The sequence below is a fragment of the Parasphingorhabdus pacifica genome, from assembly GCF_054779195.1.
The window spans coordinates 47,356-64,690 of record NZ_BAAGYS010000013.1; the positions used below are offsets into that span (position 1 = coordinate 47,356).

The window sequence follows — 17,335 nt, forward strand, 5'->3', positions numbered from 1 at the left end:
TTTCGACGCTGCCCTTGATGGTGCTCACGAGGGGTGGTGTTACTGCCAAGGCCGGACAACATCAAGAACACCCACCGACACGAAAGGCAGACATGAGCGCCGCAACCGCCGAAATCATCGTAGAGCCATCATCCGCCGCGATGGCCAGCTACTCGTGGTGCGTCAGCGCACCAAATCCTGGTCCTGCCTATCCGGTGGCCACGTTGAACCCGGCGAACAGGTGGAATCAGCTCTAATCCGGGAGCTCAGAGAAGAACTCGGTATTCACGCCAAAATCGTCGACTTGCCGGTTCGATCGGGCACGGTTACGTCGAAGACAGCACTACCCCCACCACGAGAGCAACCTCATCTTCGAGGTGGCCATCACCGACCCGGAACCAATTGTTCCAGCACTCTGCGGCCGCAGAATGAGCCCGGCTGTTGCGTGATCATCGCGGGTTGTTGGGGGTGTGATGACGAAAGTGCCTGCCCTGTGGGAAACTGGGCTTGTTCAGGGCCCAAGTTCACCGCACGGGAGGGCACTTTCGGGTGCAGGCTACAAGGTCCCGGCGCGTGCTGCCGCAGGTGACGGTCGGCGGAGCGGGGATCGTGTCGCATCCGGGCACTGCACACGAGTAGACCGCCATGCTGGATGATCGCAGGCGAACGCACCCGCGAGGGCGCATGATCACCGCCGCCGACAGCGCCACCTTCGCCGCACCACGCAAGAAGAGAGCTCTGGATCTACCTTTAAAGAACACAGCACTTAAAGTCGACGAAATGCTGTCTACACGCGAACGGCTCGTGGTGAGGGGCACCCCAGAGCGACTAGTTCGTAGTCCGCTGAAGCGTGCCCCTCACCGTTCACCCATCTGGTCGCTCAGGCCAGGACCGGGGTGTGGGTGGCCACCGGGCCGAAGAGGGATTCCGAGCGCAGGGCCGCGTAGCCCGGCTTGATGACCTCGTTGATCAGTGCCAGGCGCTGGTCGAACGGGATGAACGCCGACTTCATCGCGTTCACCGTGAACCACTGCAGGTCATCCAGCGAGTAGCCGAAGTTGTCCACCAGCTCGCTGAACTCGCTGGTCATCGACGTCTGGCTCATCAGCCGGTTGTCGGTGTTCACGGTGACCCGGAAGTTCAGCCGCCGCAGCAGCGCGATCGGGTGCTCGGCCACTGCCGGCACCGTGCCGGTGTGCACGTTCGAGCGCGGGCACATCTCCAGCGGGATGCGCCGGTCCCGCACGAACGAGGCCAGCCTGCCGAGCTGGGCGCTGCCGTCCGCGGCGACCTCGATGTCGTCCACGATGCGCACCCCGTGGCCCAGCCTGGCCGCGCCGCACCACTGGATGGACTCCCAGATAGACGGCAGTCCGAAGGCCTCACCGGCGTGGATGGTGAAGTGGCAGTTCTCCCGGCGCAGGTACTCGAAGGCCTCCAGCGAGTCGGTGGGCGGGAAACCGGCCTCCGGGCCGGCGATGTCGAAACCCACCACCCCGGCGTCGCGGTACTTCACGGTGAGTTCGGCGACCTCCCGGGCCCGTGACTCCTGACGCATCGCGCACAGCAGCACCCCGATGCGGATGCGGTTGCCCGCCTCGCGCGCCCGCGCCGCGCCCCGGCGGAAGCCGTCGAGGATCGCCTCGACGACCTCGTCCAGCGACAGGCCCTGCTGGGTGCTCAGCTCCGGGGCATAGCGCACCTCGGCGTAGACCACGCCGTCCGCGGCCAGGTCTTCGGCGCATTCGGCGGCAACCCTGCTGATCGCGTCCGCGGTCTGCATGACACCGACCGTGTGCGCGAAGCGCTCCAGGTACTCCTCCAGCGAACCGGCTTCGGTCGCCGCCGCGAACCACGTGCGAACACCGTCCACACCGGACGTCGGCAGCGCGTCGTAGCCCTGTTGTTCGGCCAGTTCCGCGACCGTCTCAGGACGCAGTCCGCCGTCGAGGTGGTCGTGCAGCAGCACCTTTGGGGTGCGGCGGATTTGGTCGGCGGTCGGCACGTCGGCCACTTGTTCCTCCTAGTTGTTCTTCGATTTCGGGGTCTTGATCAGCGGTGCGGTCATCAGCGCGAGGGCGACGAAGACGCCCGCGGACAACAGCGCGGCGTGGAAGGCGTCGGCGGTCGGCGGGCCGCCGCCGCTGACCGCCGTCACGACGCTGGCGGGGACGGCGATACCCAGCGAGGCGCCGATGCCGAAGCAAGCTCCGGTCAACCCGGGCAGCGAGCCGGGTTTGTCCTCCGGCGCGAGGGCAACTGCGAGACCGCTGAGTGAGGTCAGCATGTATCCGGTGTAGGTGATGCCGAGCACTGCCAGCGCGGCGAAGACGATCACCGGTGACTGCGGGACGAGCACCAGGGGCACCATCGCGGCGGCGGTGCCAACGGAGCCGATCAGCACCGAGCGGCGCCAGCCGATGCGAGGGCTGAAGTGCCCGACCAGCGGGGCCGCGATGACGCCGAGTGCGGAGGCCGGGGTGAGGTACAGCAGGGCGGACATGGTCGCCGAGAGCCCGTAACCCGCGCCGGCGGTCTGGGTCAGCAGCGGGATGGTGAAGTTCAGCATCCCGAACACCCCGGCCAGGGTGAAGATCGTGGTGAGCAGCAGTGGCCAGCCGCGTCGCGACGCCAGCACCGAGGTGTCGATGATCGCGTCCCGGTTGCTGCGCTCCACGATCGCGAACAGCACGAGGGCAAGCACGCCGCCGATGAGCAGACCGAGCGTGACCACCGATGACCAGCCCCAGCTGCTGCCCTCGTTCAGCGCGAGCAGGATTCCGGTGAGCCCGGCGCCCAGCAGGGCGGCACCCTTCCAGTCCATCCGCCCGGTCGAGACCCCGGTGGCAGGCACCCAGAAGTGCACCGCGACGATGGCGATCACCGTGATCAGCGCCGTGATCAGGAAGATCCCGCGGAAGCCGACGGAATCGGCCACCGAACCGCCGATGATCGTGTCGACTCCGGCGATGCCGCCGTTGACCGCGGTGATGATTCCCAGTGCGCGGCCGAACTTCTGCGGTGAGAGGGATTCGTGCAGGGTCAAGTAGGCCAGCGTGAACGTCGCCGCGGAAACGCCCTGCAGGATCCGGCCGATGATGAAGAACTCGATGGTCGGGGCGAGGGCGCAGATCAGCTCGCCGACCAGCGCGACCACCAGCATGACCAGCAGCATCCGGCGGCGACCCACGTAGTCACTGAGCCGCGCCAGCGTCACTTGGCCGATCGCGGCGAACAGGAAGAACAGCGTCTGGGAGAGCCCGGCGGTCCCGCTGGTGGTGCCCAGGCGTTCGATCACGTTCGGCAGAGCGGGCGCGAGCATCGTGGCGTTGATCTGGTAGCCGGCCACAGCCAGCACCAGGGCGGTGAGCAGGGCGGTGGAGCGCACCGGGGGCGCGCTGGTCGGTGACGGGTCGCGGACCGTCGTCATGAGAACCTCCGCGTTTGAGGCGGTTCGAAAGTGTGCAGCGGGAGGTGGTGGATGTCCTGGGTGCTGCTGGAGACCCGGCCGATTGACTGAACTTGTCTGACAGGTTCCGGGCGTTGACGGAAGGGTTTACCCGCTCGCTTCTGGTCCCGTCAAGGCCTTCTGTCCGCCGTTCGGTGCGATCTACGAGCTCTCCGGGGATTTGACGGACGGGCTCGACTCTCTTAACTTGTCTGACATCAACCCATCAGGGGGTGCGACGTGGCGGCCAGACGACCGCAACGGCGACCGGTCGTGGAGCTCTACGAGCGGATCGTCGAGGCAATCCGGCAGGGGGCCTACCCACCGGGCTCGACACTGCCGTCCGAACCCGACCTCGCCGCTGATCTCGGCGTGAGCCGACCGGCACTGCGCGAGGCGCTCCTCCTGCTGCAGGAGGACGGCGTGATCACTGTTCGACGCGGGGTGGGACGGACCGTCAACGGCCGCCCGGCCAGGCGCGGTTTCGAGCGGCTGCAGTCGCTCGAGAGACTGTTCGGCGCCGACGGTGCCGAGATCCGGCCTTTGGTGCGGGTCCTGGAGGAGCCGACCGACCTGGTGATGCAGCACCTGCCGGTCCCGGCCAGCTGCGAAATCTGGTTCTGGGAGAGCGTCGTCGATGTCGACGGCGTGCCCAGCTGCCTGGTGGAGGAGTGGAGCGTGCACGACGAGTCGCTGGCCGCTGTCGATTCGGGGCTCCCCGGAGCGTTGGCAGCAGCCGAAGCGCAGCCGAACACGATGCTGCACGTGGTGTCCGCACTCGACCCCTACCTGCCGCTGAGCGGTTCGAGCGCGGTGAGCGCGACCGTGCTCGGGCGACGCCGGGGCGAGGTCCTGGAGCGCTCGCCGGACACCCCGGTCGTGCTGATCACCCAGGTGGTCTCGGTCGAACGCACCCCGCTGATCGCGGCCAAGTACGTGTTGCCCAGCGGCGCACCGAGCATCCCGGTGCGCCAATCCCGATGAGCAGGCTGCGGTTCGCCACGCGCGGGAACGGTGCTGCTGAAGATGTACGAACCCGAAAGCAGAAAGGCACGCAATCGATGGCGCCCAAGGAAACACTGATCGTCGACTGCGACACCGGCATCGACGACGCGCTCGCGCTGCTCTACCTGCTTCGGGCCCCGGAAGTGAGTATCAGCGCGGTGACTACCGTTTTCGGCAACACTGACGCCCGCACGGCAGCGCTCAACACGCTGCGGGTACTCGAACTGGCCGGGCGGTCGGACATCCCGGTGGGCATCGGCGCCCGCAGCAACTGGTGCGGCGATTCGCACCTGGCCCCGCACGTGCACGGGGCTGACGGCCTGGGCAACACGAACCTGCCCATCCCGACGGCTGCGCCGACCAGCGAACCCGCCGCCGAGCTGATCGTGCGGCTGGCGCGGCAGAACCCCGGCACCGTGCACCTTCTCGCCGTCGGCCCGCTGACGAACCTGGCGACCGCGCTGCTGCTCGAACCGGAACTGCCCAATCTGGTCAGCCACGTCACGATCATGGGCGGTGCGGTGCGGCACCCGGGCAACGCCACCCCGGCCGCCGAGGCCAACATCCACAACGACCCCGAAGCCGCCCGGATCGTGCTGCGAGCTGCGTGGCCGGTGACCCTGGTCCCGTTGGACGCCACCATGAGCGAGGTGATCACCGAGGACCACCAGCGGCGCCTCGCCGAATTCGGTTCCCCGGTAACGAGCTTCACCGCAGCCGTCCTCGGCCAGTACTTCGACTTCTACGAGCGCAACGTCTTCGACGAGCGCCAGGCGGCCTGCCACGACCCGCTTGCTGCGGCCATCGCGGTCGGCGATGTCGCGCCGTTGCTGGCGCCGATCGTGGCGACCGACGTCGACACCGGGGACGGGCCCGGGCGCGGCGCGACCATCGCCGACGTCCGCGGTCAGTACCGGAACTTCCCGGCGCAGGAGGGGGCGAACGTGCGGGTGGTCATGGAAACCGACGGCACGTTCCCGGAACTGCTGGTCGACCGGCTATGCGGCGCCCCCGAGCCCTCGCGGCGGGTCGCCTGAGCCATTGCGCCTGGGCGATGTGAATCGAATGCAGTCGCCGAAGATGTCAGGAGGAATTGCGATGTCGCGCGTATTGGACGTGGTCGTGGTCGGGTCGCTGAACATGGACCTCACCGCGGGCGTGCAGCGCCACCCGCAGCCCGGTGAAACGGTGCAGGCGACCGCGTTGACCACCAGCGCGGGTGGCAAGGGGGCGAACCAGGCGGTGGCCGCCGCGCGGCTTGGCGCCCGGACGGCGCTGGTCGGCCGGGTCGGTGCCGACGCGCACGGCGACGCCCTGCTGGCTGCCCTGCGCGCTGATGGCGTCGACACCACCAGCACCTTCCGCGACGGGTCAGCAGCCACCGGTACCGCGCTGATCAGCGTCGCGGCTACCGGTGAGAACAGCATCATCGTGTCCGCGGCCGCCAACGCGCGGCTGTGCCCGGCCGACATCACCGACGCCCAGCCGCTGATCGCGTCCGCGCAGGTGGTTTCGGTGGTCCTGGAGGTACCGGTGGAGACCGTGGCCGCGGCCGCCCGCACCGCGCAAGCCGCCGGGTCGCGATTGTTGCTGAACCTGTCTCCCGTGGTCGACCTGCCCGCCGAGGTACTTTCGGCTGCCGACCCGCTGATCGTCAACGAGCACGAGGCCCGGGAAATCCTGCAGCGCAACGGATTCCCGGTGCCCGCCGAGGATATCGCGTACGCGGCGGCGCTGCGCCAGGTCGGTGCGCGATCGACCGTGGTCACCTTCGGCGCGTGGGGTGCGGCCGTCGCCGAATCCGACTACGCCGAACATGTCCCCGGGGTACCGACTCGAGCGGTCGACACCACCGGGGCCGGAGACGCCTTCGCCGCCACCGTGGCCTGGCGTCTCAGCCAAGGCGACGCGCTGCCCGCCGCCGCTCGGTGGGCCACTCTTGTGGGAGCCCGCAGCACGCAACACTCCGGCGCGCAACCGTCCTACCCGAAACTCGACCGGGTGCTCAGCGGATCCGCGCTGCCAACGTAGCGACCCGCAGGGCGGCTCAGTGGGGTGGGGCTCTCGTCCGCAGCAAGCCGATGAGCACGAGCACCTTCCGGGCTGCGCTCGTCGGACATGATGCGGTGCTCGAACAACAGAGTTCGGGCGTACACGTCGGCCTCGTCGACGGTCAGCCCCCCGGCGATGCGTGACCACGGCCGCCGGTCGTCCGGTAGCGGCATAAGCATCCATACGCTGTAGGTGGCCACGTCGTGTCCTCCGCTTCCGGTCATGCCGCGACCATTGCGGGCATGGGATGATCGGCGGGCCACGTGATCGGACCGGTTTCGTCGATCCGGGGTGCGCGGGCGGCGAGCTGCAGCGCTGCGGCCAAATCCGCGCGCAGCTCGGTGGGTCGTGTGTAGAGGCCGATCGCCAGGGCGCACGTCTCGCACATCGTCCGGCCGTCCGCAGGCGGATGTTCCGCGCGCCGAGCGTGCACGGGTCCGTACACGTGCCTTCCGCATGCGGTCGCCAGCGATCCGCCACCAGAGATCGGGGCGTGCCACACCGAATGCCGGGTGTGCGTGACCCATGTGGGCAGCTGGCTCATGTGCTCACCTCCGTAGGGATGGCCGGACGGCGGGATTCGGGGAGTTCGACCGCCGCCCGGCCGACGACCCGACGCCTCGGGGGACGCGCCAGGCCGAGCTTGTGCGTGTTCAGCGGGCGCGCTTCCCGGCGCGCCGCGTCAACCACTTCCGTGCTTGCGCCGCGATGTCCTCGTCGCCACGCCAGTCGCCACCCACCCGAACCGTGTCGACCAGATAGCCGTCCGAATGCTCGCCGCGGCGGTCACCACTGTGGACGGTGAGAAACCCGTCGCCTCTGCCCCACCGCACCGTGATCGGGCCGTCCGCGCTGGCCACGTAGAGCCACGCCATCGGCAGGCTGTGTGCGGCGGTCACCGGCACTCCTCGCGCGGCTCGATCACCGGTGCCGACCCACCCCGTAGTTGGTCGGCGAGAGCCTGCAGCGCGTCGGCCTTCTCGTCGAGTTCGGCGGCACTGTAGAGACCGGCCTCGACGTCCTCGACCGCCGTAGCGAGCATGAAAATCGCGAGCCGCATTGTACGGGCGAGCCGCCCACTGTGGCATGTGGACATACGTCCCCCTCGTCGTGATCGGGTGTCGACAGGGCGCCATGTGCTCGCAACCGTCGACGGGCGTGGGGCAGGTGGTAGGAACATCGGTCTGCACTCAACCGCCACCTGTGGAGCTATTCGGACTTGTCGGGACGCGGTTCTTCGGGCCCCCAGGCGAGTACGCCCAGCAGCACGACCAGCGCTCCAACGAACACGATCAGTTGCAAGCCCATGTGTCCCCCTGTGTCGTAAGTCACGTTGGCGGATACTCTTGGGCTCGATGTCGATATTGGGAGCGGGAGCTCGGGCCATCGACATCGCGTATCCGGAGTCAATCTTGCGACTCCGGAGCCAACTAGGCAATGATCCGATTGGGTGTAGTCACACACCCACAGGTCACCTAGGCTCTGACTCATGCCCGGAGCCACCGACGGACACACACCCAAGGCGCGTCTCCTCGGCGCAGAACTGCGCGAGCTACGCGAGCAGGCGTCGATGACCGTGCGCGACCTGGCGAAACTGCTCGATGTCGCACCCGGCACGGTCTCGCGCTACGAACGCGGTGAACGCGCACCACGGCCGGAATATGTGGCGAGAGTGGCTGGCACGCTCGGAGTCACCGGAGCCAGATACGACGAAATCGTCGACTTCGCGGCCACCGCCAGTGAGCCCAACATGATCGCCGACGGCTCGAAGGGGCTGCACCGGCACCTGATCGAGCTATCGGAGTTCGACCGCGCCGCCGAGCGCATCGTGCACGTGGCACCGATGCTCGTGCCCGGTCCCATGCAGACGCGCGCCTACGCGCGAGAGATGATGTCGAGTCTTCCCGCGGACGAAAAGGACGTCCGCGTCGAATTGCGCATGGCACGAGCCGCCGCACTCGACGAGCCGCGGCATGTCGACGTGATCCTTGCCGAGCGCGCCGTACGGGATGCGATCGGCGGGGAATCTGTCATGGCCGAGCAAGTGCGGCATCTGATCGACCTATCGGAACGGCCGAACATCACCATGCACGTGCTGCCTTCGGACCTGAAACGATGGACCCTGGCGCACGACGGCGCATTCGTGCTGTACGAGTTCCCAAAGGCCGCGCCGATCGTGCATCTGGAGCACTACCGAGGGCCGGCGTTCCTGTACGACACGAATGACGTGCAGGCGTACCGAGATGCGGCCGATACGCTCACGCGCCCGGCCATGAGCCCCGAACAGTCGACAGAGCTCATGGCCGCAATTGCGCAAGAACTGGAAGGGAGTTACCAGTCATGACGACAGCACCAAGCGGGTGGCGCAAGTCCACGCGTTCCGGTCCAAATAGCAGCTGTGTCGAGGTCGGCCGCGTTGGCGACGGCGCCGCCGTCCGCGACACCAAAGACCGTTCGCTCGGCTACTTCACCACCAACCGCGAGCAGTGGGCCGCGTTCGTCGACGCGGTGAAGTCGAACCGTTTCGACCGCTGACCAACACACGCAAACGACCCCCGGGCATCCTCGGTGCCGGGGGTCGTTTCATGCGACTATCGAGGTCGGCGCCAACCGATCACCACGACGACACCCGCAAGCGCCACCACCTGCTGAAAATGTCGTCGGCATTCCTCTCCAGCACGGGAGACGCTCGCAGCTACCAAGACGCGGCGACTAACCTCCGTTCGACAGCGATGAGTCCAGCCGATTCCGCCGATCTCATCGCGCATTGTGCTACTGAGATGGAGGAAAACCAGCAATGACGACACCCCCAACTAACTGGCGGAAGTCGGCCCGTTCGAAGACGTCGAGCTGTGTCGAGGTCGGCCGCGTTGGCGACGGCGCCGCCGTCCGCGACACCAAAGACCGTTCGCTCGGCTACTTCACCACCAACCGCGAGCAGTGGGCCGCGTTCGTCGACGCGGTGAAGTCGAACCGTTTCGACGGCTGACCGACGCACAAGAACGACCCTGGGCACCGCTTGAGTTCTAGCGGTGCCCAGGGGTCGTTTCATGCCCGGCGGTGCGTCGACCTCTCGCGGATCGACGCACCGCCGGGCATCGCCGGTCAAGGGGCCATGTCGGCCAGCATCCGCTGCATGGTGACGATCTCGTCGGTCTGCGAGGCGATGACGTCCTGGGCCATCCCGTGCACCTGCTCGTCGGTTCCCTCGGTCATCACGTCGGTCGCCATGGTCACCGCGCCCTCGTGGTGGGTGGTCATCAACCGCAGGAAGAGCCGGTCGAACTCGGCACCGCTCGACGCCTCCAACCGGGCGAGCTCTTCGGGCGAAGCCATTCCCGCCATGTTCGAGTGGTCGTCGCCGTGACCGGTGTGCTCAGCCAAACCGTGGCTCGACAGCCACCCGCGCATCGCCTCGATCTCCGGTCCTTGCGCCCCGCCGATGCGTTCGGCCAACGCCCGGACTTGAGCGTTCTCGACACGATCGGGAGCCATCTCGGTCATCTCGATGGCCTGCTGGTGGTGCGGGATCATCATCCGCACGTACTCGGCTTCCGCCTCGACCGACCGCTCGCTCGACTCCTGCTCCCGCAGCTCGGCTTCGTCGACCACCCGCGGCTCGTCACCAGGCGCACCCGGCTGAACAACCGGCGCCTTCGCTTCCGGTGACTCCGGCGCTTCCGGCTCGGCGGCCGAACAGCCTACTAACGTCCCCGCCGCGAGCACGACCGCCAATCCGGTGACGATTTTCCGCGATGTCACTGCACTTCCGGACATAACGCCTTCCTTCTCCCAAAGTGCGTCCAACCGGCCTATTGGGTCAACCACCTTCGGCACAACATACTGATCCGCAGCGCTATGTCGATACCGCTGATCGCTCTGCGCGACTGGGGCTCCGCAGCGCTGCTCTACAACCGAATCGCCGAACATGGAGCGTGGTTGGCTTGATCTCGAATTCCAGACGTCGCCCTGGGCCTGCGGGCTCACGGCGCCGAGCCGCAGGAACACTGGTCGGTGTTGTTCCGCTGGTGCTCGGGCTGGTGTTGGCGCCGACGTCGGCTGCGACGCCACCGCACGAGAAGCCGGAAGAGGCTTCCGGGGCATCCGTGGCCTCGGCGTCCGCGAACGATCGCGAAGTCGTGCACAGCGACAACATCAAGCAGCTCGCGAACCTGCCCAAGCAGGCGCCGTTCGACAACGTCGACGCCTACGGAACCGACATCGCGTTCAAGGGCGATCACGCCTACGTCGGCAACTACGACGGCTTCGTCGTCTACGACATCAAGAACCCGCGGAAGCCGAGCATCGTCAGCCAAGTCGCGTGCCCCGGCGGTCAGGGTGACGTTTCCATCAGCGGTGACCTGCTGTTCGTCTCGACCGACTACCCGCGCAGCAACGACACCTGCCAGAGCGAAGAGGCGACCGCGTCCGACCCCGACGCCTGGGAAGGCATCAAGGTCTTCGACGTCAGCGACCCGGCCAAGCCGCGCTACGTCTCGGCGGTCCCGACCGACTGCGGTTCGCACACCCACACGCTGGTTCCGGACAAGGCCGGCGAGTCCGTCTACCTCTACATCTCCTCCTACAGTCCGAGCGAGGAGTTCCCGAACTGCCAGCCGCCGCACGACAAGATCTCCATCGTCGAGGTACCGCTGGAGAACCCGGCGGAGCCGAAGCTGATCGACGCACCGGTGCTGTTCCCGGACGGCGGCAACCCGGGCGGCGAGGACGGCTCCCGCGAAACGACCGGATGTCACGACATCACCGCCTTCCCCGAGAAGGACCTGGCAGCGGGTGCCTGCATGGGTGACGGTGTGCTGCTGGACATCTCCGACCGCGAGAAGCCGCGGGTCATCAACCAGGTGCGCGACGATGAGAACTTCGCGTTCTGGCATTCCGCTACGTTCAACAACACCGGCGACAAGGTCGTGTTCACCGACGAACTCGGTGGTGGCGGTGCGGCGACCTGCAACACCGAGGTCGGCTCGAAACGCGGCGCCAACGGCGTCTACAACATCAACGGCTCCGGAGACAACGCCCAGCTACAGTTCCAGAGCTACTACAAGATCCCGCGCCACCAGGCCGATTCCGAGAACTGCGTGGCGCACAACGGCTCGCTGATTCCCGTCGAAGGCCGCGACATCATGGTCCAGGCCTGGTACCAGGGCGGCGTTTCGGTGTGGGACTTCACCGACTCGGCGAACCCGCACGAAATCGGCTACTTCGACCGCAGCCCCTTCTCGGAAGATCTCCGGATCGCCGGTTCGTGGTCGGCGTACTACTACAACGGCCACATCTACTCCAGCGGTATCCAGGAGGGCCTGGACGTGCTGGACATCCGTGACCCGCGCACGGCACCGGCCAAGAAGGTCCGGTACGAGGAGTTCAACCCGCAGACCCAGCCGGTCTACGGTCGCTGAGCCCTGATCGAGTAGACAACCGGCCCCCTCCGCACCTCGTGGACGGGGCCGGTTCTGCGCGCGTCGACCTCGCCCGGAGGCGACGCGCTGATCCGCGCTACGATCCGCCGTCCGCCAGGAAAGCGGGAACGTCGCGGGGCGGCAGAGCCGTTGCCAGCCCCGAACCGACGCCGATCTCGCAGCCCATCCCCTGCCACAGCTCGGCCTGCTCCGGGGCGGTCACGCCGCTGACGGCGAGGCCGGTGCCGCATTCCCGCACCAACGGCACGAGTCGTGCCACCGCCTGCACCTCGGGAGCCTTCGGGTCGGTCGTCTCGTGCACCAAGTGCACCAGCTCCTCGGCCAACACGACCATGCGCAATGGAAGTTCCCGTACCTGGCGGAGCTCTTCGGGAGAACCACCGAAGCCGTGCAGCGCGGTCTGCACCCCCATCGCGTTGAGGGTGTGCACGTTGTCCCTGGCATCCCCGGACTCCGCCCGCAGCGACGCCATCGGAACGCACAGCCGCAACCAGTCGGGATCGAGTTTCTCGTCGTCGAGCACGGCGCGCACCGCGGCCACCAGGTCCGGGTCCTGCGCTTGGTTCCGGCTCAACCCGACCACCAGGCGAACCCGGTGCCCCGCCCGGTGCCACGTGGCGAGCTGCTCCCACGCGCTGCGCAGCACCCAATCCCGCAGCGACAGCGTGACGCCCGAACGTTCCGCGAGCCGCAGGCATTCCGCGTGTTCGAGTCGTTCGTGATCAGCGGGTTCCCACTCCAGTTGAGCACGCAACGCCACCACGGAACGGTCCGGCATGCTCAGCAACGGCTGGTAGCAGATCTCGAACTCGCCCAGTTCGAGCGCACCGGGCATGATCGCCGCCAGCTTCGCTTCGATCCGCTCGTGCGGCGCGCGCCCCGGGTCGAACAGGGCCCACTGCCGCTTTCCCGCGGCTTCGGCTCGGCGCAGGGCCACATCGGCGGACCAGATCATGCTCGCCGGGTCCCCTTCGGAGACCGCGCTCCGCACCACGCCGATGCTGGCCGAGGTCGCGATGCCGTGCTCGCCGACGTAGGTGGGTTCGGAGAGCTCCTCGTTGATCAGGGCCGCGAACTGCGAAACCGATGGCGTGTCGGCCTTCTCCTGGAGCAGGACGGCGAATTCGGTACCGCCGAAGCGGGCGACCATGCCGGTCTCACCATCGATGAGCTGCTCCAACCGCCGCGCGACCGACTTGATGATCGTGTCGCCGACCTCGTAGCCCAGACCGTCGTTGATGAGCTGGAAACCGTCCAGACCGAGGTGGTACAGCGCGAGCGCGGAATCCTTCGGAAGGCTACCGAGCGCGGCCTCCAGCCTGGTGCGGAAGAACTGGCGGTTGGGAAGTCCGGTCATCGCGTCGTGCAGGGCTTGGTACTGGAAGCGTTCCTGGAGCAGGTGCAGCTCGCTGATGTCCTCGATCATCGTCACGAAGTGGCGCGGCTTGCCGTCCTGCCCGCGCAGTACCGAGACAGCGAGCAAGGTCCAGGCGACCTCTCCGTCGGCCCGCACCATCCGACGCCTCTCCAGCAGGCGGTCGGGGCCTTCGTCGGCCGCGAGCTCGGCGTAGGCCGCCCTCATGTACACGATGTCCTCGTCGTGGAACAGGTCGTACACGACCTTGGTCTGCAGGTCGGGAACCTGGTAACCGAGCGTTTCCTCCAGCGCCGGGTTGACTTCGACGAACCCGCCGTCGAGGTCGATGATCGCCACGCCGATCGGGGTGCTCGTGAAAACCTCGCGGAACCGGGCTTCGCTGAAGGCCAGTTCTCGTTCGGCGAGCAGTTTGGAACGCAGCAGGGCCTTCTTCATGGCTTCCTGCTGGGCGAAGGTGCTTTCCCGATCGGCAGCGGCGTACCCGGTGGCGACCGCGGTGACCAACCGCAGGACGCGGTCGCCGTGTTCGGGCGACGACCCGGCCCCCAGGCCCTCGCGCAGCACGTCGAGCGTGCGGTTCAGGCTGTCCTCACCGGTGGCGTGCATCTCCACCAGCCGGGCACCGACGTGGCGGCCGGCCCCTTCCAGTTCGGAAGGTTCGTCGAGCGCGGAGACGATGCGCTCGACGAGTTCCCGCAGGCATTCCTCGAAGGCCGGCCGGGACATCGGAATGTAGGAGGTGGCTCCCAGCCCAGCAGCCCACTTCCGGACCAGTTCGGCGCGCCACTCGGCACCGCTCCGGTCCGGCCCTTCCGGACCCCGGCCTCGTGCCGGGTCATCCGGAGTGCACATGCTCATCCCACCTGTTCGCAAACCACGTCGGGTCCGGTCCGCCGACCACGGTCACGTTCGTCGCCGCATCCCGTCGGCTCGATGTCCGCCCACTCCCTTTTCTAGTCGATCTTGTCGCTCCGTTGTGCATCGGACCGGAGTCGATTTCAGGGTTTTCTGCCGACGCCTCCGTAGATCTGGTCGCCGCCGGAGAACTCGGCGATCGCGTCCTCCGGACAGTCCGACCGCCACCACGCGGTTCCCACCACTCCGGGTTCGACGAGTTCGAAGCCGTTGAACAGCTCGACCACCTCGTCGTGGGTCCGTGGGTGGACCGGGTCCGCGCTCCGGCGCATCACCTCGACGACCTGCGCCATCGCTTCGGGGTTGCGGTCGGCGGTGAAGTGCGACAGGGCCAGGAAACTACCCGGAGCGAGCGCTTCGCGAAACTGGCTGATGACCTTCGGCGCGTCCGCCTCGTGCGGCACGAAGTGGAACACTCCTGCCATGATCAACCCGATCGGCCGGGAGAAGTCCAGCAGTCTGGTGGTGGCGGGGTGGTTCAGGACGTCCGCCGGATCGAGCATGTCGGCCTGGACGATCGTGGCGCGCTCGTTGGCTTCCAGCATCAACTGGCTGTGGGCCACGGCCACCGGCTCCAAGTCCACGTAGACGACGCGCGCGGCGGGATCGACCTCCTGGGCGATCTCGTGGACGTTGCCCGCGGTCGGGATGCCGGAGCCGATGTCCAGGAACTGGTCGATGCCCTGCTCACTCAAGTACACGACGGCGCGCCGGAGGAACGAGCGGTTGACCCTGGCCACATCCCTCGCGCTGGGGAGCGCCGCGAGGAACTTCTCGGCGAGCGCGCGGTCGGCCGCGAAGTTGTACGCCCCACCGAGCAGGTAGTCGTAGAGTCGTGCCGCGCTGGGCGTGTCCTCGTCCACCTCGCTCGGGAGCCAGCTGTGCTCTCCCGTCACCGTCGCCCCCTGGTAGTACTGCGTGTGCGTGTCCGCAAGATTACTGGGTGAGATCGGAACCGCCGCAACGCGCCACCACGTCCGTCCCCGTCCCCGTCCCGGACCGGGTCAGCTGTTGACGGCCGTGGTGGGCCGGCTGGTTCAGTGCACGACTTCCAGGGTTTCGCCGTCGTCGACCAACGCGTCGAGAGCGGCCAGCTCGGACCGGGTGAGCACGAGCTCTCCGGCGGTCGCGTTGTCCTCCAAGTGCGCGACCGACGAAGTGCCCGGGATGAGCAGTGTGTTCGGTGAGCGGTGCAGTAGCCACGCCAGCGAGATCCGCGCCTGCGAGGCTCCGTGCTGCTCTGCGATCGACCGGAGCGCGTCGTCATCACGGGCGCGGCTGGCGGCGAAGCCGGAGCCGAGCGGAAAGAACGGGACGAATGCGATACCGCGCTCACGGGTGCGCTCCAGCAGGTCGGCAGCCGTCCGGTCGACCACGTTGTAGAGGTTCTGGACGGCGGCGACCGGGGCCACCGCGCAGGCTCGCTCGAACTGCTCGGTCGAGACGTTGGACAGGCCGATGGAGCGAACCAGTCCGAGTTCGCGGAGTTCGACGAGGGCGCCGAGCTGGTCCTCGAACGTGTATCCGGCCTGGTCGGTGATGTGGCGCAGGTAGACGAGGTCGAGCGAGTCCACCCGGAGCCTGCGCAGGTTGTCGTGCACCTGGGCCTTGAGCGCGTCGGGGTGGCCGTGCGGCTGGAACCCGCCCTCGCGGTCGCGGTAGGCGCCGACCTTGGTCGCCAGCGCGAGTTCGTCACCGTAGGGGTGCAGAGCTTCGGCGATCAGCTCGTTGACCACCCACGGACCGTAGAAATCGCTGGTGTCGATGTGGTCGATTCCCAACTCCACAGCGCGGCGGAGAATTCCACGGGCCGCGTCGCGGTCAGCGGGCGGCCCGAACACGCCCGGCCCCGCCAGCTGCATCGCTCCGAAACCGACTCGCCCCACTGAGAGGTCATCGGTGAGCTGCCAGCGCACGGACTCGGCGGGGTCGGGACGATGGTGGGAGTCGGAGATCGATGTCGTCACGCCGCAATACTGCTGTGGGCGGGCCGACCAAAGCAACAGCACCGCGAGCAGCGAGGGGCACGTCTCACACTTGCGGGATCAGCAGCAGCCAGCGCCCGCCCACGACGAGGCAAACGACGCCGATGAGCATCCAGATGGTCAACCAGCCGGTGGCCGGGAATCCGGTCAGGCGGGCGAGCTGGTCGGCGTCGGAGTTCGCGGCGTTGCCCCGGCGCCGCTTCGAGTGCAGCTCGGCGATCGGACGGATCCCGCCAAGCAGCAGGAACCAGCTGAAGAGCACGCAGCACATCGCTTGCCATGCCGGTGTGGCGTACCAGGAAACGGCGAAGACCACTCCCCCGGTCAGCAGCACGGAGATCGCACCGTAGGCGTTGCGGATGGCCAGCAGCAGGAGCGCGAGCGCGCCGATGCTGATCCACAACATGAGCCGCTCGCGGTCGGAAGCGACCAGCCAGGCTCCGCCCAATCCCAGCAGGGAGACGGTCGGGTATCCGGCGAAGAGGGTGAACACCATGCCCGGACCGGTGGAATGTCCGGTTGAGACCGTCAGGCCGGATGTGTCCGAGTGAAGTCGGACACCGTTGAGCTTGCGGCCGCTGAGCAGGGCGACCACCGCGTGCCCGCCTTCGTGGGCGATGGTCACGACGTTGCGCAGCAACTGCCACGCGCTCCGGTAGTTGACCAGCACCACTGCCACCAGGCCGATGACCAGCATGAGCACGTTGCCCGAATCGAGCAGTTCGGCGGTCCAGCGCTGCACCAGTTCGTCCACTGTAGACACTCATCGATCGGGGGCGGTTGCCACTCGACAGCATGACACGGCCGCCCGTGCCACCCCCGCGACGCACCCCGGAGCTGCCGGCTACCCCTGCGGCTGGCGCACCGTCGCCAGCGGTGCTTCTTTCTTGAATTTTTTGTTCCCTTGTATTCTGACGTGCACATGACGCATTGTTTGTGCATATCTGCGCGGTGACATGTAGATTTTTGGGCCCGCAACGCGACTGGCGCTGTTGATAAGTTTCTTCACATTGTCCGGATTCGTCAATGCAACTCTTCGCATCGCACCTGTGACGGCAACAGCGTCACCGCCGGGAACCGACTCGCACTTTTCAGCGTTTGACATTGTCTTGTTGCCAACTCGATGTGCGAC

20 protein-coding genes are annotated in these 17,335 nt (G+C 67.3%); 8 read left to right on the plus strand and 12 right to left on the minus strand.

The window, feature by feature from the left end:
- Positions 1 to 130: 130 nt before the first annotated feature.
- Positions 131 to 568, plus strand: a complete 438-nt coding sequence (locus tag ACYVAN_RS19780; RefSeq protein ID WP_460961915.1) for an NUDIX hydrolase — start codon at positions 131 to 133, stop codon at positions 566 to 568.
- A 291-nt stretch (positions 569 to 859) separates the two neighbouring features.
- Here ACYVAN_RS19780 and ACYVAN_RS19785 read toward each other — a convergent pair whose 3' ends face one another.
- Both ACYVAN_RS19785 and ACYVAN_RS19790 read right to left on the minus strand, forming a co-directional pair.
- Positions 860 to 1,993: an adenosine deaminase gene (locus ACYVAN_RS19785; protein ID WP_460961785.1), complete on the minus strand. Its 1,134-nt coding sequence runs from the start codon at positions 1,991 to 1,993 to the stop codon at positions 860 to 862.
- A 9-nt stretch (positions 1,994 to 2,002) separates the two neighbouring features.
- Entirely contained in the window at positions 2,003 to 3,409 is a 1,407-nt protein-coding gene (locus tag ACYVAN_RS19790; protein WP_460961786.1) for an MFS transporter, read from the minus strand.
- Between the two features lie 258 nt (positions 3,410 to 3,667).
- Between ACYVAN_RS19790 and ACYVAN_RS19795 the strand changes: the two genes are divergently transcribed.
- The 3 genes from ACYVAN_RS19795 to ACYVAN_RS19805 all read left to right on the plus strand — a co-directional run bounded on the left by ACYVAN_RS19795 (position 3,668) and on the right by ACYVAN_RS19805 (position 6,463).
- Positions 3,668 to 4,411: a GntR family transcriptional regulator gene (locus ACYVAN_RS19795; protein ID WP_460961788.1), complete on the plus strand. Its 744-nt coding sequence runs from the start codon at positions 3,668 to 3,670 to the stop codon at positions 4,409 to 4,411.
- A 77-nt stretch (positions 4,412 to 4,488) separates the two neighbouring features.
- A complete protein-coding gene (locus ACYVAN_RS19800; RefSeq protein WP_460961790.1) occupies positions 4,489 to 5,469 on the plus strand; it encodes a nucleoside hydrolase in 981 nt (326 codons plus the stop codon).
- Between the two features lie 61 nt (positions 5,470 to 5,530).
- The gene (locus tag ACYVAN_RS19805) at positions 5,531 to 6,463 is read left to right on the plus strand and encodes a ribokinase (RefSeq protein WP_460961792.1); all 933 of its coding nucleotides are present in this window, start codon (positions 5,531 to 5,533) and stop codon (positions 6,461 to 6,463) included.
- Here the strand turns inward: ACYVAN_RS19805 and ACYVAN_RS19810 are convergent.
- From ACYVAN_RS19810 to ACYVAN_RS19830, 5 genes are all read right to left on the minus strand, one after another.
- On the minus strand, positions 6,415 to 6,708 hold the full coding sequence (locus ACYVAN_RS19810) for a hypothetical protein (protein WP_460961794.1): 294 nt from the start codon (positions 6,706 to 6,708) through the stop codon (positions 6,415 to 6,417). The two genes, ACYVAN_RS19805 and ACYVAN_RS19810, sit on opposite strands and share 49 nt — an antisense overlap.
- Positions 6,705 to 7,028, minus strand: coding sequence for a hypothetical protein (locus tag ACYVAN_RS19815; protein ID WP_460961796.1), 324 nt, complete (start codon positions 7,026 to 7,028; stop codon positions 6,705 to 6,707). The genes ACYVAN_RS19810 and ACYVAN_RS19815 overlap by 4 nt, the downstream gene beginning before the upstream one ends.
- 109 nt (positions 7,029 to 7,137) lie before the next feature.
- Positions 7,138 to 7,383, minus strand: coding sequence for a hypothetical protein (locus ACYVAN_RS19820; RefSeq protein WP_460961798.1), 246 nt, complete (start codon positions 7,381 to 7,383; stop codon positions 7,138 to 7,140).
- Positions 7,380 to 7,544 (minus strand): hypothetical protein, encoded by a 165-nt coding sequence (locus ACYVAN_RS19825; protein ID WP_460961800.1) that lies wholly within the window; start codon positions 7,542 to 7,544, stop codon positions 7,380 to 7,382. The genes ACYVAN_RS19820 and ACYVAN_RS19825 overlap by 4 nt, the downstream gene beginning before the upstream one ends.
- Before the next feature lie 149 nt (positions 7,545 to 7,693).
- A complete protein-coding gene (locus tag ACYVAN_RS19830) occupies positions 7,694 to 7,816 on the minus strand; it encodes a hypothetical protein (RefSeq protein ID WP_460961802.1) in 123 nt (40 codons plus the stop codon).
- Between the two features lie 157 nt (positions 7,817 to 7,973).
- On the opposite strand from ACYVAN_RS19830, the gene ACYVAN_RS19835 reads away from it, so the two are divergent.
- From ACYVAN_RS19835 to ACYVAN_RS19845, 3 genes are all read left to right on the plus strand, one after another.
- Positions 7,974 to 8,828 (plus strand): helix-turn-helix domain-containing protein, encoded by an 855-nt coding sequence (locus tag ACYVAN_RS19835; protein WP_460961803.1) that lies wholly within the window; start codon positions 7,974 to 7,976, stop codon positions 8,826 to 8,828.
- Complete coding sequence (locus ACYVAN_RS19840; RefSeq protein WP_460961805.1) at positions 8,825 to 9,019, plus strand: DUF397 domain-containing protein; 195 nt, start codon at positions 8,825 to 8,827, stop codon at positions 9,017 to 9,019. Before ACYVAN_RS19835 ends, ACYVAN_RS19840 begins: the two co-directional genes overlap by 4 nt.
- 262 nt (positions 9,020 to 9,281) lie before the next feature.
- Entirely contained in the window at positions 9,282 to 9,473 is a 192-nt protein-coding gene (locus ACYVAN_RS19845; protein ID WP_460961807.1) for a DUF397 domain-containing protein, read from the plus strand.
- Between the two features lie 116 nt (positions 9,474 to 9,589).
- On the opposite strand, the gene ACYVAN_RS19850 is transcribed toward ACYVAN_RS19845, so the two are convergent.
- On the minus strand, positions 9,590 to 10,261 hold the full coding sequence (locus tag ACYVAN_RS19850; RefSeq protein ID WP_460961809.1) for a DUF305 domain-containing protein: 672 nt from the start codon (positions 10,259 to 10,261) through the stop codon (positions 9,590 to 9,592).
- Positions 10,262 to 10,512: 251 nt separating this feature from the next.
- Here ACYVAN_RS19850 and ACYVAN_RS19855 point away from each other — a divergent pair, with 251 nt between their 5' ends.
- On the plus strand, positions 10,513 to 11,904 hold the full coding sequence (locus ACYVAN_RS19855; RefSeq protein WP_460961811.1) for an LVIVD repeat-containing protein: 1,392 nt from the start codon (positions 10,513 to 10,515) through the stop codon (positions 11,902 to 11,904).
- Positions 11,905 to 12,001: 97 nt separating this feature from the next.
- On the opposite strand, the gene ACYVAN_RS19860 is transcribed toward ACYVAN_RS19855, so the two are convergent.
- From ACYVAN_RS19860 to ACYVAN_RS19875, 4 genes are all read right to left on the minus strand, one after another.
- Positions 12,002 to 14,155 carry a putative bifunctional diguanylate cyclase/phosphodiesterase gene (locus tag ACYVAN_RS19860; RefSeq protein ID WP_460961813.1) on the minus strand — a complete coding sequence of 718 codons (2,154 nt, stop codon included), beginning with the start codon at positions 14,153 to 14,155 and terminating at the stop codon, positions 12,002 to 12,004.
- Positions 14,156 to 14,301: 146 nt separating this feature from the next.
- Positions 14,302 to 15,114 carry an SAM-dependent methyltransferase gene (locus ACYVAN_RS19865; RefSeq protein ID WP_460961815.1) on the minus strand — a complete coding sequence of 271 codons (813 nt, stop codon included), beginning with the start codon at positions 15,112 to 15,114 and terminating at the stop codon, positions 14,302 to 14,304.
- A gap of 141 nt (positions 15,115 to 15,255) precedes the next feature.
- Positions 15,256 to 16,185 carry an oxidoreductase gene (locus ACYVAN_RS19870; protein WP_460961817.1) on the minus strand — a complete coding sequence of 310 codons (930 nt, stop codon included), beginning with the start codon at positions 16,183 to 16,185 and terminating at the stop codon, positions 15,256 to 15,258.
- A gap of 64 nt (positions 16,186 to 16,249) precedes the next feature.
- Complete coding sequence (locus ACYVAN_RS19875) at positions 16,250 to 16,966, minus strand: M50 family metallopeptidase (protein WP_460961819.1); 717 nt, start codon at positions 16,964 to 16,966, stop codon at positions 16,250 to 16,252.
- Between the last annotated feature and the right edge of the window lie 369 nt (positions 16,967 to 17,335).

Coding starts and splice junctions, on each gene's coding strand:
- ACYVAN_RS19835 (WP_460961803.1), top strand. CDS start 7,974: ATGCCCGGAGCCACCGACGGACACACACCCAAGGCGCGTCTCCTCGGC.
- ACYVAN_RS19845 (WP_460961807.1), top strand. CDS start 9,282: ATGACGACACCCCCAACTAACTGGCGGAAGTCGGCCCGTTCGAAGACG.
- ACYVAN_RS19850 (WP_460961809.1), bottom strand. CDS start 10,261: ATGTCCGGAAGTGCAGTGACATCGCGGAAAATCGTCACCGGATTGGCG.
- ACYVAN_RS19790 (WP_460961786.1), bottom strand. CDS start 3,409: ATGACGACGGTCCGCGACCCGTCACCGACCAGCGCGCCCCCGGTGCGC.
- ACYVAN_RS19805 (WP_460961792.1), top strand. CDS start 5,531: ATGTCGCGCGTATTGGACGTGGTCGTGGTCGGGTCGCTGAACATGGAC.
- ACYVAN_RS19810 (WP_460961794.1), bottom strand. CDS start 6,708: ATGACCGGAAGCGGAGGACACGACGTGGCCACCTACAGCGTATGGATG.
- ACYVAN_RS19860 (WP_460961813.1), bottom strand. CDS start 14,155: ATGTGCACTCCGGATGACCCGGCACGAGGCCGGGGTCCGGAAGGGCCG.
- ACYVAN_RS19825 (WP_460961800.1), bottom strand. CDS start 7,544: ATGCGGCTCGCGATTTTCATGCTCGCTACGGCGGTCGAGGACGTCGAG.
- ACYVAN_RS19800 (WP_460961790.1), top strand. CDS start 4,489: ATGGCGCCCAAGGAAACACTGATCGTCGACTGCGACACCGGCATCGAC.
- ACYVAN_RS19815 (WP_460961796.1), bottom strand. CDS start 7,028: ATGAGCCAGCTGCCCACATGGGTCACGCACACCCGGCATTCGGTGTGG.
- ACYVAN_RS19840 (WP_460961805.1), top strand. CDS start 8,825: ATGACGACAGCACCAAGCGGGTGGCGCAAGTCCACGCGTTCCGGTCCA.